This is a genomic window from Corallococcus sp. EGB, from assembly GCF_019968905.1.
Taxonomy (GTDB): Bacteria; Myxococcota; Myxococcia; order Myxococcales; family Myxococcaceae; genus Corallococcus.
Genome location: NZ_CP079946.1, coordinates 8,193,612 through 8,208,178 on the forward strand (window position 1 = coordinate 8,193,612; position 14,567 = coordinate 8,208,178).

General features: G+C 70.0%; 14 protein-coding genes and 1 tRNA gene. 5 read left to right on the forward strand and 10 right to left on the reverse strand.

The genetic code is table 11. From position 1 onward, the window contains the following. The first annotated feature begins 103 nt into the window (after positions 1 to 103). Positions 104 to 1,021: an AraC family transcriptional regulator gene (locus KYK13_RS33355; protein ID WP_223638082.1), complete on the forward strand. Its 918-nt coding sequence runs from the start codon at positions 104 to 106 to the stop codon at positions 1,019 to 1,021. A 37-nt stretch (positions 1,022 to 1,058) separates the two neighbouring features. Here the strand turns inward: KYK13_RS33355 and KYK13_RS33360 are convergent, their stop codons facing one another. Both KYK13_RS33360 and KYK13_RS33365 read right to left on the reverse strand, forming a co-directional pair. Then, positions 1,059 to 1,538: a TetR/AcrR family transcriptional regulator gene (locus KYK13_RS33360; protein WP_223638085.1), complete on the reverse strand. Its 480-nt coding sequence runs from the start codon at positions 1,536 to 1,538 to the stop codon at positions 1,059 to 1,061. Between the two features lie 234 nt (positions 1,539 to 1,772). After that, the gene (locus tag KYK13_RS33365; protein ID WP_223638087.1) at positions 1,773 to 2,501 is read right to left on the reverse strand and encodes a helix-turn-helix domain-containing protein; all 729 of its coding nucleotides are present in this window, start codon (positions 2,499 to 2,501) and stop codon (positions 1,773 to 1,775) included. A gap of 198 nt (positions 2,502 to 2,699) precedes the next feature. Here KYK13_RS33365 and KYK13_RS33370 point away from each other — a divergent pair, with 198 nt between their 5' ends. Beyond that, a complete protein-coding gene (locus tag KYK13_RS33370) occupies positions 2,700 to 3,749 on the forward strand; it encodes a serine hydrolase (RefSeq protein WP_223638089.1) in 1,050 nt (349 codons plus the stop codon). Positions 3,750 to 3,776: 27 nt separating this feature from the next. On the opposite strand, the gene KYK13_RS33375 is transcribed toward KYK13_RS33370, so the two are convergent. Together KYK13_RS33375 and KYK13_RS33380 are read right to left on the reverse strand one after the other, a co-directional pair. Beyond that, positions 3,777 to 3,974, reverse strand: coding sequence for a hypothetical protein (locus KYK13_RS33375; protein WP_223638092.1), 198 nt, complete (start codon positions 3,972 to 3,974; stop codon positions 3,777 to 3,779). 367 nt (positions 3,975 to 4,341) lie between these two features. Further along, entirely contained in the window at positions 4,342 to 6,072 is a 1,731-nt protein-coding gene (locus tag KYK13_RS33380; protein ID WP_223638094.1) for a GAF domain-containing sensor histidine kinase, read from the reverse strand. 209 nt (positions 6,073 to 6,281) lie between these two features. Here KYK13_RS33380 and KYK13_RS33385 point away from each other — a divergent pair, with 209 nt between their 5' ends. Then, positions 6,282 to 6,875 (forward strand): DUF4082 domain-containing protein, encoded by a 594-nt coding sequence (locus KYK13_RS33385; protein WP_370645203.1) that lies wholly within the window; start codon positions 6,282 to 6,284, stop codon positions 6,873 to 6,875. Between the two features lie 32 nt (positions 6,876 to 6,907). Here the strand turns inward: KYK13_RS33385 and KYK13_RS33390 are convergent. Beyond that, positions 6,908 to 6,984, reverse strand: a tRNA-Pro gene (locus tag KYK13_RS33390). A 253-nt stretch (positions 6,985 to 7,237) separates the two neighbouring features. Here KYK13_RS33390 and KYK13_RS33395 point away from each other — a divergent pair. Next, on the forward strand, positions 7,238 to 7,636 hold the full coding sequence (locus tag KYK13_RS33395; RefSeq protein ID WP_223638097.1) for a two-component system response regulator: 399 nt from the start codon (positions 7,238 to 7,240) through the stop codon (positions 7,634 to 7,636). Between the two features lies 1 nt (position 7,637). Here the strand turns inward: KYK13_RS33395 and rpe are convergent, their stop codons facing one another. After that, a complete protein-coding gene (rpe, locus tag KYK13_RS33400; RefSeq protein ID WP_223638100.1) occupies positions 7,638 to 8,297 on the reverse strand; it encodes a ribulose-phosphate 3-epimerase in 660 nt (219 codons plus the stop codon). Between the two features lie 173 nt (positions 8,298 to 8,470). Between rpe and KYK13_RS33405 the strand changes: the two genes are divergently transcribed. Further along, positions 8,471 to 9,979, forward strand: a complete 1,509-nt coding sequence (locus tag KYK13_RS33405; protein ID WP_223638103.1) for an HD domain-containing phosphohydrolase — start codon at positions 8,471 to 8,473, stop codon at positions 9,977 to 9,979. A 9-nt stretch (positions 9,980 to 9,988) separates the two neighbouring features. Here the strand turns inward: KYK13_RS33405 and pyk are convergent, their stop codons facing one another. The 4 genes from pyk to KYK13_RS33425 all read right to left on the reverse strand — a co-directional run bounded on the left by pyk (position 9,989) and on the right by KYK13_RS33425 (position 14,278). After that, complete coding sequence (pyk, locus tag KYK13_RS33410) at positions 9,989 to 11,419, reverse strand: pyruvate kinase (RefSeq protein ID WP_223638107.1); 1,431 nt, start codon at positions 11,417 to 11,419, stop codon at positions 9,989 to 9,991. A gap of 99 nt (positions 11,420 to 11,518) precedes the next feature. Beyond that, positions 11,519 to 12,337 carry a hypothetical protein gene (locus tag KYK13_RS33415; protein ID WP_223646885.1) on the reverse strand — a complete coding sequence of 273 codons (819 nt, stop codon included), beginning with the start codon at positions 12,335 to 12,337 and terminating at the stop codon, positions 11,519 to 11,521. Positions 12,338 to 12,489: 152 nt separating this feature from the next. Next, the gene (locus KYK13_RS33420) at positions 12,490 to 13,950 is read right to left on the reverse strand and encodes an NFACT RNA binding domain-containing protein (RefSeq protein ID WP_223638111.1); all 1,461 of its coding nucleotides are present in this window, start codon (positions 13,948 to 13,950) and stop codon (positions 12,490 to 12,492) included. Between the two features lie 124 nt (positions 13,951 to 14,074). Then, on the reverse strand, positions 14,075 to 14,278 hold the full coding sequence (locus KYK13_RS33425) for a hypothetical protein (RefSeq protein WP_207057695.1): 204 nt from the start codon (positions 14,276 to 14,278) through the stop codon (positions 14,075 to 14,077). Positions 14,279 to 14,567: the final 289 nt, after the last annotated feature.

Below are 14,567 nucleotides of genomic sequence, written 5' to 3' on the forward strand. Positions count from 1 at the left end.
TTGGTTGGCCGCGGTTCGTGCGGCGTTGATGGTCCCAAGGTACGTGCCGCCGACAGGACTCTCCACCACGAGCGGTCCATATTTCTTTTGCTAGAGTCCAGCCATGATCGATCCACTCTCGGAAGTCATCGCCCTGCTTCAGCCACGAGCCGTCTTCTCGAAGGGCATCAGCGGAGCAGGCCGTTGGGGGGTTCGCTACTCGGACTTTGGCCAGCCGAGTTTCAGTGCCGTGCTCGAAGGGAGCTGCCGACTCGCTGTCGACGGCCAGCCTCCTCTCACGCTCCAGGCGGGTGATTTCGTGCTCCTGCCGGCGACGCCCGGCTTCACCATGTCCGGCTTCGAGCCGGTGGTGCCCGAGCGCATCGACGCCAAGGCGGCGCCCAATCCGAAGGGGGAGGTGCGTTACGGCACCCGTGGCGGCCGTCCCGATGTGCGCACGCTCGGCGGCTACTTCGTCTTCGATTCGCCTGACGCGGCCCTGATGGTGTCGCTGCTCCCAACCCTGGTGCACGTGCGCGGCGTGGAGCGGCTCTCGACGCTGGTGCGGCTCGTCCGCGACGAGACGAGCGAGCAGCGTTCGGGCCGAGACCTCGTGCTCACGCGTCTCGTGGAGCTGCTGCTCATCGAGGCGCTGCGCTCGACACCGGCGGACAACGCGCCCCCGGGGCTCCTGCGCGGCCTGGCGGATGCGCGGCTCGCGCCCGCGATACGTCAGATGCACGCGCACGTCACGCGGCCGTGGACGGTGGCGCAGCTCGCGAAGAGCGCGGCCCTCTCGCGCTCGGCGTTCTTCGACCGCTTCACTCGCACCGTGGGCCTGCCGCCGATGGAGTACCTGCTGGACTGGCGGATGGCCGTTGCGCGCGGGCTGCTTCGCCGCCGGGACTTCGCCATCTCCGAGGTCGCCGAGCGCGTCGGGTACAGTTCGGCGAGCACCTTCACCACGGCCTTCAGTCGACGCGTGGGCCAGTCTCCGGGCCGGTATGCGCGGGCAAGCCAGGCGGCATCCCCCGGTCTCTGAGCCGCAGCGAGGGCGGGAGGAGGTGCGCCCGTTGCGTTCAGGACCGGATGCCGGCGAGCGCGAGGCGCAGCACCCGGCGCGCGGTGAGCGGATCGTCTTCGATGGCGATCGCGTTCGCCAGCATCATCAGGTCCTCCGTCGTGGCGCCGGAGTGAATCGCGCCCACCGATGACGCCCGTGTCACCAGACCGTTCGACACGTCGAGCAGCATGTCGGCGCAGCAGAGTTCCTCGAGCGTGAGCCCATCCGGGCCAGCCAACAGCGCGGCGGCGAGCCCGCGGTTGGTCGCGGTGTAGACCGTCACCTCCTCAAGCCAGGCCACCAGCTCGGCGGCGGGATCCTCACCCGTTTGCGCGGCGGCCCGCGCACAGAGCTGCGCGACGCCGTCGCGGAAGACCGCCTCCAACAGCGCCCAGCCGCGAAGCAGGGTGACGTCCCCCAGGTCCAAGACCCGTGTCCCCGCGGGGATGGCGAGGCCGGCGCCCACTGCCTGGATGCTCGAGCCTTCGATGAGCACGACCGCAGCCGGCAGGACTCGGTCACGCTTCCCATCGACGAGCCTCGCGGCGCGCAGGGCGATGCGCGTGGGCTTCTCCGCGGAGGGGGCCTGCCCCCCACGACGAGAGAGGAAGGCTCCACAGCAGGGCCGCACCAATGACAGTCGTCAACGACTGTACATGGGGCCACGGCATCGAACAGGAGTCCCTCGGCGCGGGCCCCCATCCGGTCGCTGCGTCATGAGCACGACAGCTCATCCGGCCGAGGCGAGCGCGTTCGCCAGTTGCCGGGGCGTGTAGCCCGCGAAGCGGACACAGGTCCGAGTCAGGTGTGCCTGGTCCGAGAAGCCCGAGGCCGCGGCCGTCTCCGCGAGGCCGCCCGCGCGCAGCAGGGGCAGTGAGCGCAAGAGGCGACGCCACAGCAACCAGCGCCGCAGGGGGATTCCCACCCTGGCATGGAACAGGGTCGAGACATGTCCCGTGGAAAGCTTCAGGCGGGCCGCGTGCACCGGGAGGGGGTGCTCCTCGTCCCCTTCCAGCATGTCGAGCAGGCGCGCGATGCGGCCATCCCCCACCGGGGCCGGGCCCGTGGGAAGCAGGCCCGCCACGGCCTGCTCGGCGCCGCGCGCGACCGCTCCCTTCCCGCGCGCCACCACCCCCGCCATTTGAGCCAGGGCGCTGGAGGACTCCAGGGCGAAGGGCTGGCGCCGCGCCAGCGCTCGGAACGTGGCGCGGTGGTGGTCCGCGTCCAGCACCACGCTGGCCAGCGGTCCCCGGGACGACGTCACGTGCGGGACATCCCCAGGCACCACCACGATGCGGCCTCGCGCGCTGCCCGAGGCGTGCCGCACCGTCACCGCGCCCTCCAGTCCGAAGAGGATCGCGGTGCCCCACTGCTGGTGGGGCGCGGAGTGAGCGTCGTTGGACCGCAGGACGAAGATGCCGGCTTCCGGGGCGAGGACGAAGAGAGGTGGGAGGTTCATTCTTCCGAAGAGCGTTCAAGCGCCGCCGGCCCTGGCCACGACACAGTGGAGGCTCCTCATCCCGGAGTCTCCATGGCATCACGCAGGACCCCAACATACGCTGCGTGCAGCGCGCTCACCGTCACGAGTTGTCTCCTCTTCGGAGCGCTGGCCTGCCGGTCGGACGCCCCTGATGTCCCCCCCTGTGACGCCGCCGCCTTGCGACAGTCGCTCCAGCAGGCGATGCAGGAGGCCCAGGAGGCACATCCCGGCAACGCCGGCTGGCTGATGAGCGTCCGCATCCCTTCCGCGGGGCTTGAGTTCTCAGGCGCGGTACAGGCTCCCGGCATGGAGCCGCTCGACCCAAGGGCTCCGTTCCGCATCGCCAGCGTGACCAAGACATACATGGCCGCGGCCATCCTGCGGCTGGTGGAGGACGGCAAGCTGTCCCTCGATGACACCGTGGCGGCGGTGGTCCCCGCGCCCTATCCGGAGCTGCTGCGCGCAGGAGGCTATGCCCCCGAGCGGATGACGATGGCGCACCTCCTCACCCACACCAGCGGCCTGTTCGACTACGCCCAGAGCGAGGACTACCTCACGACGGTCCTCGATGCACCGGAGCGCGTCTGGACCCGCGAGGAGCAGGTCCGCTTCGCGCTGGAGCATGGCGCGCCCGTGGGCGCACCGGGCGAGCGCTACGTGTACTCGGACACGGGCTACCTGTTGCTGGGGGCCGTGCTGGAAGCGAGGACCGGTTGGCGGCTCGCGCAGGCCTACCGGAGTCAGCTCGGCTTCGAGCGGCTGGGGCTCCAGGCCACATGGCTCGAAGAGCTGGAGCCGCCCCCCGCGAACCTTGTCGCCCTGGCACCGCAAGCCTATGACGGGCTCCCGCTCGCCAGCATCAATGCCACGGCCGACCTCTTTGGCGGTGGAGGGTTGGTGTCCAACACGGCGGACCTCGCCCGCTGGTTCCAGGCCTTGTTCGCCGGAGAGGTGTTCACCCGGGCCTCCACGCTCGACACCATGTCGCGGATCCCCTCCACGAACACCGAGGACGGCGGGGGCATGGGCATCTTCCGGCTGGAGCGCGCCGATGGAAAACCTTGCTGGCTGCACGAGGGCTTCTGGGGCGTGGCGGCGATGGTGTGCCCAGACCTCGACCTCGGTGTCGCCGTCGCGGGGATGGATGCGACGCGAATGGGCACGGGAGCGAACGACCTGCTCCGGGCCGCGGTGAAGGCCGGCACCGGCTGCAGGCCCGTCCCCTGACCCGAGCGCACCCGTGGCGCCTGCCTTTCAGACATCCGAGCGAAGCACTGTGTTCGGGTCCACGCGCGAGGCGCGCCGGGCCGGCAGCCAGCTCGCGAGCAGCCCCTCCTCCTTGGCCGGCGGGAGCACGAGGCTGAGCACCGCGACATCCCCGGTGCGGCACCCCGGGTCCAGCGAGAGCAGCCCCATCAGGCTGCGGCCCAACGAGCGCAGGCTCTGACGCAATCCACTCAGAACGGCATTGATGCGGGACGTCTCCCGAGGCCGGGCAGCGGCCTCCGGAGCGGCTCCGTCCAGGCCGACCGACGATTGCCTCTCCCCCACGAGCCCCTAATGGGAGGCAGCGCCGGTCAGCCAGCCGGTGAAGGGACACGCTTCAGGGGACGAGCGCTCCCCCAAGCAGGTGGGGAGGAGGCGAGAGCGGGAAAGGAGGCACCGGCCAGAACGGAGCGGATGAAGCAGGGAGCGCCGCGAGTGGACCGGGCCGAGTTGCTGAGGAGGACGTTCGACTTCGACGTGTTCGCCTGCGTGAGGTGTGGAGGCCGCAGGAGGGTGCTGGCATATGCGTTCGCTGAGCCCTCCTGGCCAGCCCCTACGGCGCCCCGGGCTTGACGTCCGGGGGGCCTGACAGCGGCAGCTCGACGAAGAAGCGGGCGCCGTCGCCCAGGGCGCTCCGCACGTGGATGCGGCCCCCGTGCGCCTCCACGATGTGGCGGGCGATGTGGAGGCCCAGACCCAGCCCGCTCACCTCGCTGGCGCTGCCGAGCCGCTCGAAGCGCTCGAAGATGCGGTGTTGATGCTCCGGTGCGATGCCGGGCCCGCGGTCCTCCACCTCCAGCACGGCGTGGCCGTCCCGGGCCGTGAGGCTCACCGTGAGCGGCGTCCCGGGCGCGTACTTGAGGGCGTTGGTCAGCAGGTTCGCGAGCACCTGCTCCAGCCGGATCCGGTCCCACCGCCCCACCACGCCGGACGTGAGCCGCAGCGTGAGCGTGTGGCCCGCCGCGGTGAGCTGCGGCTCGAAGCGGTCCATCACATCGCGCGCGACGTCGCTCAGGTCCACCGGCTCCAGATGCAGCTGCAGCCGGCCCGCGGCGATGCGCGAGATGTCCAGCATGTCATCCACCAGCCGGGCGAGCCGGTCGATGGAGCGCTCCGTCTGCTCCACCATCCGGATGACGCGCTCGGGGGTGAAGGCCACCGGGTCGTTGGCGTGGATGCGCTTGCGCATGTGCTGCGACAGCAGCTTCATGGATGTGATGGGCGTGCGCAGCTCGTGCGAGGCGATGGACAGGAAGGTGTCTCGCGACGTGACGGCCTCCTGCACCCGCTGGAAGAGCCGGGCGTTGTCCATGGCCACGGCGACCTGCGCGGCCAGCCCCGCCGCCAGCCGCTCCTCGCGCGCGGTGAAGACGCCGGGCGTGGGGTGACCGAAGAACAGCCCGCCAATCACCTCACCGGAGCGCGAGGCCACGGGCACCGCCAGGTAGCTGCGCACCGGGAGGTGGCCTTCGGGCATCCCCCTGCGGGGGGCGTTATGGCCGTAGCGAGGGTCCTTCGTGATGTCTTCGCTGCGGATGATGCCCTCCCCCTTGAAGGTGGGCTCGAAGACACGGGTCGCGCGCGGCATGGGGAACTTCGAGAAGGACTCCCGGGGCACGCCGCTGAGCGTGTAGAGCATGTAGGTCTGTCCCCGCTCATCCAGCACGTTGTAGAAGAACGCGCCGAACGCGGCCCGGGTGAGCTGGGTGGCGGCGTCCGTCACGCCCTGCACCAGCTTCTCCAACTGCAGCTCCGCGCCCAGCGCCTGGCCCGTGCTGTTGATGAGCTCCAGGTTCTGGAGCGAGTCGTTCTTCTCGATGAGCGTCTGGCGCAGGGACTCCTCGAGCTGCCGCTCGGCGGTGATGTCCCGCGTGATGCCCTCGAAGTGCCGCGCGCGCCCTTCCGCGTCGTGGAAGACGGAGCCCGTGACATGCAACCACTTGATGGAGCCTTCCGCGCCCGGGTGGAGCCGGAAGCGCATCTCGAAGGGCGCCTGCCCCTCCATCGCGCGCCGCGCCGCGTCCCACACCTGCTCACGGTCCTCCGGGTGGATGCGCTCCTGGAGTTGGGCCGGGGTCACCGCGCCGTCCGGGGGCAGTTCGTAGTGCACGCGGCAGATGGCGTCGCAGACGACGTGGGCTTGTGACAGGTCGCGGGACCAACGGCCGATGCCCGCCGCGGCGACCACTTTCTCGGCGCGCTCGCACTCCTCCAGCCGCCGCAACGCGCGCTGGAGCTGCTCGTCGGAGGAGGGGGGCGCGGAAGGCGAGGGATGGTCGGGCATTGGTGCTGACCTGACCCAAGCCTCGACATTGCGTCAACATCCACCCCGCGCATCGGACGAACGGTCGACAGGAGGAGCATCAGCCCCGGGCCCAGCCATGACTGGGGACTCACTGAGGGTCATTGCCACTGGGACCCCTGGGATATCAGCCTTCACCGGGCCGCGTGTTCAATCGCATCCTCGAAACATCAAAAGCAAATCGCAAACAAGTGCGCGGCAGGGGGGAGCGCGCCCTCTTCGACGCTTCCGCGGTCCCGGCCGTGGAGGCCGCCAATGACAGCGCCGCGCTGGAGCTGGGCGTGCGCTTCCGCAGCGACGCGCCCGGGCAGCTCAAGGGCAGGCGCTTCTACAAGGGCGCGGGCAACACGGGCACGCACACCGGCAGCCTGTGGTCCGCGTCGGGGGCGCTGCTGGCCACCGCCACCTTCACGAGCGGCTTTCCCACCGACAGCTACCAGGCCAGCAACTCCTGGGTGGAGGTGGCCTTCCAGTCCAACGACACCACGCCCCCGACGGCGCCCACGCACGTGGAGGCGGCGCCCCACTCGTCCACCGCCATCGACCTGACCTGGTACGGGTCCGTGGACGGCAGTGGCGAGGTGCAGGGAAACGCGCGCTGGCGCCTGGTGTGCCGGGGCAGCCAGCTCATCGCGGAGCCGCCGGGCACCACCACGTTCCACCGCGACACCGGCCTGACGCCGCCGACAACGTGGGGCCTGCGCTCGCCGCCCGAGCGTCCAACGAACAGCGGCAGGCCGCGCTGGGAGGGCCGAAGCCGGAAGCCCAAAATGAAAACGGGCTGAAGATCCGAAGATCTCCAGCCCGCTTCATCGTTTGGTCGGGGAGACAGGATTTGAACCTGCGACCCCTTGGTCCCGAACCAAGTGCTCTACCAGGCTGAGCCACTCCCCGATATCCGGTGCTGCGCCAGGAACTGCCCTCGGGCCCGGCGAAGCGTGGGCGGATCTATCCGAGCCGCTTCCTTCAGTCAACGGACTCTTTTGCCCTCCCCTTCCCCTCCACCTCCCGCCCCCCTCGCCTGCCCGACTGTTGTCCTACATACCCTTTAGGACGGGACAATGTTCACCCTCTTCACAAGATCCGGGCCTTCCTGTACTTCCAAGATGTTGCACGTTGATCCACCCCTGTTCCCCCACAGAGGGCCATGACTGCTCCCACTGTCCTCATCTCGGACGATGAGCCCCTTGTCGTGTCCGCACTCGCTCGAGAGGCCAAGCGCTCGGGCCTCGTCTGCGTGTCCGACACCACCTCCGAACACGTGCTGGAGCTGGCCCGCAAGCACCGGCCCGCGGTCATCATCCTGGACATCAACCAGCACCAGGACGGCAGGGATCTGCTCGCGCAGCTGAAGAAGGACCCCATCACCCGCGACTGCAAGGTCATCATGCTCAGCGGCGTGGAGGATCAATTCACCCGCCACGTGTGCTTCGAGCTGGGCGCCGACGACTACGAAGTGAAGCCGTGCGACCCCACCTTCATGACCCGCATCGCCCGCATGGCCGCCGCCGCCGCGCGCCCGCCCGCCTCCCCCGAAGCCGCCTGACTCACGAGGGCCGCAGCGACCGGATGGCCTGCGCGTAGTCCTTCGCGCCAAACACGTAGCTGCCCGCCACCAGCACGGTCGCCCCCGCGTCCACCACGCGCTTCGCCGTCTGGGCGTTGATGCCGCCGTCCACCTCGATGTCCACGTCCTTCAGCCCCCGCGCGTCCAACATCCCGCGCAGCCGGCGGACCTTGTCCACCGTGGACTCGATGAACGACTGGCCCCCGAACCCCGGGTTCACGCTCATGAGCAGCACCATGTCCACGTCCCCCAGCACCTCCTCGATCGCCACCAGCGGCGTGCCCGGGTTCAACACCACCGCCGGCTTCGCCCCCGCATTGCGGATGTGCTGCAGCGTGCGGTGCAGATGCGGGCTCGCCTCCTGGTGCACCGTCAGCACGTCCGCGCCCGCCTTCACGAACGCGTCCACGTACTTCTCCGGCTCCACGATCATCAGGTGCACGTCCAGCGGCTTCGTCGCCACGCGCTTGATGGCCTCCACGATGACCGGCCCCAACGTGATGTTGGGCACGAACCTGCCATCCATGACATCCACGTGAATCCAGTCGGCGCCGGCGGCCTCGATGGCGCGGACCTCCTCGCCCAGGCGGCTGAAGTCAGAGGAGAGCAGCGACGGAGAGATGCGAACGGGGCGGGTCATGGCGGCGCTTCATAACCGCTTCCGGCGGGCCACGGTACCTTCGCCCGGCAGGACAGCGGGCTGGCGGACAGAGGTGGACCCCACAGGGGGTGGGCCCGGGCAGCCGACACATCCTGCATGCTACAACCCGGTGCGCCCGCGGCCACCCGCCGCATCCCACGGAGCCCGCCTCGGTGCTTCCTCAGTCCGCGCCCGCCTCCCCCAACCTGAACCGCCGGCTCGCGAAGCTGACGTCCATCCTGGATGTCGCCAAGGCGATGAGCGCCGAGCGGGACCTGGACCTGCTGCTGCCCCTCATCCTCTATGAGGCCACCAAGGTCGTGGAGTCGGACCGCTGCTCGCTCTTCATCCTGGACCGCGAGCGCAATGAGCTCTGGAGCAAGGTGGCCCAGGGCTCCAAGAACGAGATCCGCCTCCCCATGGGCAGCGGCGTCGCCGGCCAGGTCGCCCAGACGGGCGCCGTCATCAACATCCCCGACGCCTACGCCGACCCCCGCTTCAACAGCAGCTTCGACGTCTCCAGCGGCTACCGCACCCACACCATCCTCTGCGTCCCCATGCGCGACGCCAACGGCGAGGTGACCGGCGTCATCCAGGCCCTCAACAAGCGCGGCGGGCAGGTGTTCGACGCGGAGGATGAGGAGCTGCTGCTCGCCCTGGGCGCCCAGGCCGCCGGCGCGATTGAAAACGCCCTCCTCCACGAGGAGATCAACCGCCTCTTCGAGGGCTTCGTCTCCGCGTCCGTCGTGGCCATCGAAGCGCGCGACCCCACCACCGCGGGCCACTCCGGCCGCGTCGCGGACCTCACCGTGTCGCTGGCCCAGGCGCTGGAGCACCACTCCACCGGCCGCTATGCCCAGATGCGCTTCACCGCCGTGGAGCTGCAGGAGCTGCGGTACGCGTCGCTCCTGCACGACTTCGGCAAGGTGGGCGTGCGCGAGAACGTGCTCGTCAAGGCGGAGAAGCTCTACCCCCATGAGCTGGAGGCGCTGCGCGCCCGCTTCCAACTGGCTCGCAAGGACCTGCAGCTGCAGAGCTCGCGGCGCAGGCTGTCCGCCGTGGAGGCTCGCGGCCTGGCCGCCCTGCCCTCCATCCACCAGGAGGAGGACCTGCGGCTCGCCCACGAGCTGGCCCAGCTGGATGAGGTGATGGGCTTCCTGCTCACCTGCAACAAGCCCACGGTGCTCGCGCAGGGCAACTTCGAGCGGCTCCTGGAGCTGGGCAAGCTCACGTTCACCGACGCTCACGACCAGGGCCAGCCGCTGCTGCTGCCCCAGGAGATCCAATCCCTCTCCATCACCCGCGGCACCCTCTCCATGGAGGAGCGCCGCGAAATCGAGAGCCACGTCGAGCACACGTACCGCTTCCTGTCCCAGATTCCGTGGACCCGCGCGCTGCGCCGCGTGCCGGAGATTGCGTACGCGCACCACGAGAAGCTGGATGGCACGGGCTACCCTCGCGCCATCCCGGAGATTCCGGTGCAGTCCCGGATGATGTCCATCTGTGACATCTACGACGCGCTCACCGCGAGCGACCGGCCCTACAAGAAGGCCGTGCCGCACGCGCTCGCGCTCGACATCCTCAAGAAGGAGGCGGGGTCCGGACAGCTCGACATGGACCTCTTCACCATCTTCGTGGAGGCGGAGATTCCCCGCCGGGCCCTCAAGAAGAGCCCGGCGTGAGTCGCGGCATCAGGCGCTGATGGTGTGCAGCCGGAGGCTGTTGATCTTGCCCGGCTGGCCCACCGGCGCGCCGAACACCACCACGATGCGGTCGCCCCGGCGCGCGAGGCCCCGCGACACCAGCTCCTCCTCCACGCGGCGGAGCATGGTCTCCGTCTCCTGGATGGGCTCCAGCACGCGCGGCACCACGCCCCAGAGCAGCGACAGGCGGCGGCGCACCTCCTGGTTCGGGCTGAACGCGACGATGGGCACCGTGGGCCGGTAGTGCGCGAGCAGGCGCGCCGTCACGCCCGACAGCGTGAAGGCCGCGATGAGCGTGGCGCCGCTGGCCTTGGCCGCCTCGCACGCCACGCGCGCGATGACGTCCGGGAAGTGCAGCGGCAGGCCCAGCGGGGCTTCAATGACGCGTGGCTGCAGCTGCGCGCGCGCGGAGGACTCGGCCGCCAGGATGATGCGCTCCATCATCTGCACGGAGTCCGTGGGGAACTTGCCGCTCGCCGTCTCACCCGAGAGCATCAGCGCGTCCGCGCCGTCGTAGACGGCGTTGGCCACGTCGCTGGCCTCCGCGCGCGTGGGGCGCGGGTTGTCGATCATCGAGTTGAGCATCTGCGTGGCCACGATGACGGGCAGGCCGCGCAGGTTGGAGCGCCGGATGATGTCCTTCTGGACGGCGGGCACCTCTTCCGGGGGAATCTCCACGCCCAGGTCGCCGCGGGCCACCATCACGCCGTCCGTCTTGTCGAGGATGGCGTCCAGGCGCGCGATGGCCTCCGGCTTCTCCAGCTTGGAGATGATGGGCACCGTGCGGCCCACCTCCGCCATGGCCTGGCGCGCGGAGTCCAGGTCCGACGGCTGGCGCACGAAGGACAGCGCGATGTAGTCCACGCCCGCCTTGAGGCCGAAGATGAGGTCCTCGCGGTCCTTGGGCGTGAGCGCGTCCGCGCGCACCGCCACGCCGGGCAGGTTGATGCCCTTGTTGTTCTTCAGCGTGCCGCCGTGCACCACCTCCGTCTTGATGAGCTGCTTCTTGTCCGTCTCCAGGACGCGCAGCTCCAGCAGGCCGTCATCCAGCAGGATGCGGTCGCCCGGGTTCACGTCCGCCGCCAGGTGCGGGTACGTGGTGGACACGATTTCATCCGTGCCCTTCACCGTCTCATCCGTGGTGATGTGGAAGACGCCGCCCGGCTTGAGCTCCGTGCTGCCGGTGATGAAGCGGCCGGTGCGGATCTTGGGCCCCTGCAGGTCGCCCAGGATGCCCACCGCCTTGCGCACCTTCAGCGAGGCCGCGCGCAGCATGTCGATGTTCGCCTGATGCTGCTCGTGGCTGCCGTGGGAGAAGTTGAGCCGGGCCACATCCATGCCGGCCTCCAGCAGCGCTTCCAACATCTCCGGGGTCTGACTGGCCGGGCCGAGGGTGCAGACAATCTTTGCTCGTCGCATATGAGGCCGAACATCCGGCTCTCCCTCATTTCGGTCAAGACATCACCGAGCGCGACCGGGCAGGTAAACCAGTAAATGTCCAGGCCGCTCGGCGTGCGTTCAACCGCGCAGCAGCGTGCCCAGGTTCTCGCGCTCCCAACGCAGCGCGGCGGCGTAGTGCGGGTACGTGCGCTCGCGCTCGCGGAAGGCGCGCGGGTGATGCACGCGGCGCCCCGTGCGATTGCTGCTGGGGAAGAGCTGGTGGAGCATCTCGTGGAAGACGATGAACTCCACGAAGAAGGCGGGCACGTCCGGCTTGTCCAGCGCGGGGTGGATCCGGATCTCCCGCGTCTGGTGGTCGTAGACGCCCAGGCGGATGGACTTGCGGCGGCGGCGCGGCGGCATGCGGCCCCAGCCGATGCGGGCCTGGATGGCGTTGCCGAAGTAGGCCTCGTTGACGCCGTTGTAGAGCGCCCGCAGGTCGAAGCAGCGACCGAGCGGATTCAGCTCCGCGTCGGACTCACGGCGGAGCTGGCGGATGAGCGGCTGCTGGCCCCGGATGTACTCGTCCAGGAGGGCGCCCGCGCTGCGGTGACCCCGGCCCGCGTAGTCCGCCACCGCGCGCACGACGATCTCCGGCGCGTCCAGGAACATGTGGTGCAGCCGCAGCTGGAGCACCTGCGCGCCGCGACGGAATGAAACCATGGTGGAGCGGTTGTCCGTCACGGCCAGACGCACCGGCATGCCCAGGTTCGCGCTCAGTCGCCACGCGAGTGACTCCGCGCGCGTCCAGAGCTCTTCACGCGACGCGGTGAGGACGCGCGGCGCTTCCTCCGCGACGCGGTTGCGCGGCGGCAGGGGCGCGGGGCCTTCCGGCGCGCGCGGCTGCGCGGGAGTGGCGGCGCGTTCCGCGGACGAGCCACGCGGGAACAGGGACATCTGGCGGAAGGCTTCGGGCGTCACGCGGGGGGCATCGTACCCGGCACTTCCCGAACCTCAAGGCCGGGGGTTGGATGCCCGTCCGCCGGTCGACCGGGCCCACACGCCGAGCGTGACACGCTGGGGTGAATCCGTCCCACAGGCATCGTCCTTCAGGACGATGCGCCCGGGTCGCCATGGCGCGACTTGAGCAGCCGCTCCAACCGCTCCGGCTCCATGCGCACGACAAAGGTCTTCTCCCGGGCATACGTCACCTGCCCGGGGGCCGCGCCCTTCAGCTTGCGCACGAACTTCACCGGCAGATAGCTCACCTCGCCGCGCGGCTCGCCCTTGGCGCCGGAGTGGTGCAGCGCCAGGTGCGCCGCGTCCAGGAGCACCTCCTGCGCCACCTCCGCGTTCTTCTCCAGCGGCACCACCACGTGGCTGCCCGGCAGGCCGCGCGCGTGCAGCCACAGGTGCCACGGACGGGCCACCTTGAAGGTGAGCTGGTCGTTGTCCTCGGAGCCGCGCCCCACCCAGATGCGCGCGCCGCCGTGGCCCACGTACTCCTTGAAGGGGAGGCCCCCCTTCGGGCCCTCCTCGCCCTGCGACACCTGGAGCACGTCCACCTGCGCGAGCAGCGCGGCGTCATCCATGGCCTCGATCTGCGCGAGCGCCGTCTGCGCGTGCGCCACCTCGCGCGCGAGCTCCGCCTCGCGGTGGCGCGCCTGCTCCACGCCGCGCAGCAGGCGGCGGTACTGGTGGAAGTGCCAGTCCGCCTCCTCCCTGGGAGTGCGCTTCGGGTCCAGCTTCACCTGGACCTCCTCCACGCCCTCCTCTGTATAGGCGGTGAGCGTCACCTGGGAGGCGCCGCGCTTGAGCCGGTGCAGGTTCTGCGCGAGCAGCTCGCCCACCTGCCGGTGCTTCTCCGCCTCCGGGCCGCGCCCCGCCTCCGCGCGCACCTTCTCCAATGTTCGCGAGGCGCGCTTCAGCCGCGCCCGGTACGGCTGCGCGAGCCGGCGTCGGATGGTGTCCGCGCGGCTGGTGCGGTCCTTCTGCCCGAGCACCCGCTCGGCGGCCTGCAGCCTGGGGAGCACGTCCCCTTCGCGCGGCTCCAGGCGCGAGGGCTGCGCGCGCCCCTTCGCCAGCGCCTCCGCGGACACGGGCTCCGGTGGAGACCACTGCGCTCCGGGATAGAGGTTGCGCCTGGGGCCGAAGCCTTCACCGGAGAGCATCAGCACCCGGTTGTTGTCGCTGAGGAGCAGCAGTCCCCCGGGCGCGCCCACCTCCAGGACGAGCCGGCGGCGCACGTCCTCGCGCTCGAACTCCAGGACGATGGCGCGAGAGTCCTCCAGGTAGCGCGCGGCCTGGAGCTTGAAGCCGGTGAGCTCCTGGCGCAGCCAGCGCTGGAAGGGCGCGGGCTCGCCCGGCGTGGGGAAGCGGTCCTCCGCGACGGACAGGCGCGACAGCTCACCTTCAGCGCACAGGCACAGCACCACCGATCTGCCGGGGACGCGCAGCTCCAGGTAGGCCAGGCGGGGCAGCGGGCACCACGCCTTCTGGGCCACCGCGCCCACCAGCCGGGCCGCGGCCTCCGCCACGACCTCCCCGAACTCCACCGGACGCAGCGACATGGCCCCTCCCGGGAGCGGACCCCGAGGGGAGGGAGCCCCTGGCCCGCAAAAAGAAAAACGGCCCGGCGGGTTTCGCCGAGCCGTTCACCGGACGTCAACCGACGTCCGAAATGACGCCGTTACTTCAGGCTTCCGGGGTCGCCGGGGCCGCAGCGGCCTTGCTGGCGCTCTTGCGGGTCGTCTTGCGAGCGGACTTCTTCGCGGCGGCCTTCTTGGCCGGGGCCTTCTTGGCCGTACCGCGCTTGGCGGCAGGGGCCTTGCGGGCGGTCTTCTTCGACGCGGTCTTCTTCGACGCGGCCTTCTTCGCGGTCTTCTTCTTCGCGGCCATCGGAATCCTCCGTTCAGTGTTGAGGCCCGCGAGGACGCGAGCCCTGCACCCACTTCGAACTGAACGTGAGTGCTTGAAATGAATGGTACGGGCGACATGCCAGTGTGTCAACGCATGGTGATGTATTGCAGTGCGCGGCGAGGCCGATTTTTGGCCTCCGGGCGCTTCGAACCGTTCGTGGCGGTCATTTCGGGGGTCCGGCGCGTCGCGCGCGAGGCCGAGTTTCCGGCTCCGGACGCACTTCGAGGGTTCGCGCTACAGGCCTGGATGTCCGCTGCCGTGCATCCGG

Bases quoted from the DNA above. Each gene is read 5' to 3' on its own strand.
- KYK13_RS33355 (WP_223638082.1), top strand. From the start codon at position 104: ATGATCGATCCACTCTCGGAAGTCATCGCCCTGCTTCAGCCACGAGCC.
- KYK13_RS33420 (WP_223638111.1), bottom strand. From the start codon at position 13,950: ATGTCGCTGCGTCCGGTGGAGTTCGGGGAGGTCGTGGCGGAGGCCGCG.
- KYK13_RS33425 (WP_207057695.1), bottom strand. From the start codon at position 14,278: ATGGCCGCGAAGAAGAAGACCGCGAAGAAGGCCGCGTCGAAGAAGACC.
- KYK13_RS33395 (WP_223638097.1), top strand. From the start codon at position 7,238: ATGACTGCTCCCACTGTCCTCATCTCGGACGATGAGCCCCTTGTCGTG.
- pyk (WP_223638107.1), bottom strand. From the start codon at position 11,419: ATGCGACGAGCAAAGATTGTCTGCACCCTCGGCCCGGCCAGTCAGACC.
- KYK13_RS33380 (WP_223638094.1), bottom strand. From the start codon at position 6,072: ATGCCCGACCATCCCTCGCCTTCCGCGCCCCCCTCCTCCGACGAGCAG.
- rpe (WP_223638100.1), bottom strand. From the start codon at position 8,297: ATGACCCGCCCCGTTCGCATCTCTCCGTCGCTGCTCTCCTCTGACTTC.
- KYK13_RS33365 (WP_223638087.1), bottom strand. From the start codon at position 2,501: ATGAACCTCCCACCTCTCTTCGTCCTCGCCCCGGAAGCCGGCATCTTC.
- KYK13_RS33415 (WP_223646885.1), bottom strand. From the start codon at position 12,337: ATGTCCCTGTTCCCGCGTGGCTCGTCCGCGGAACGCGCCGCCACTCCC.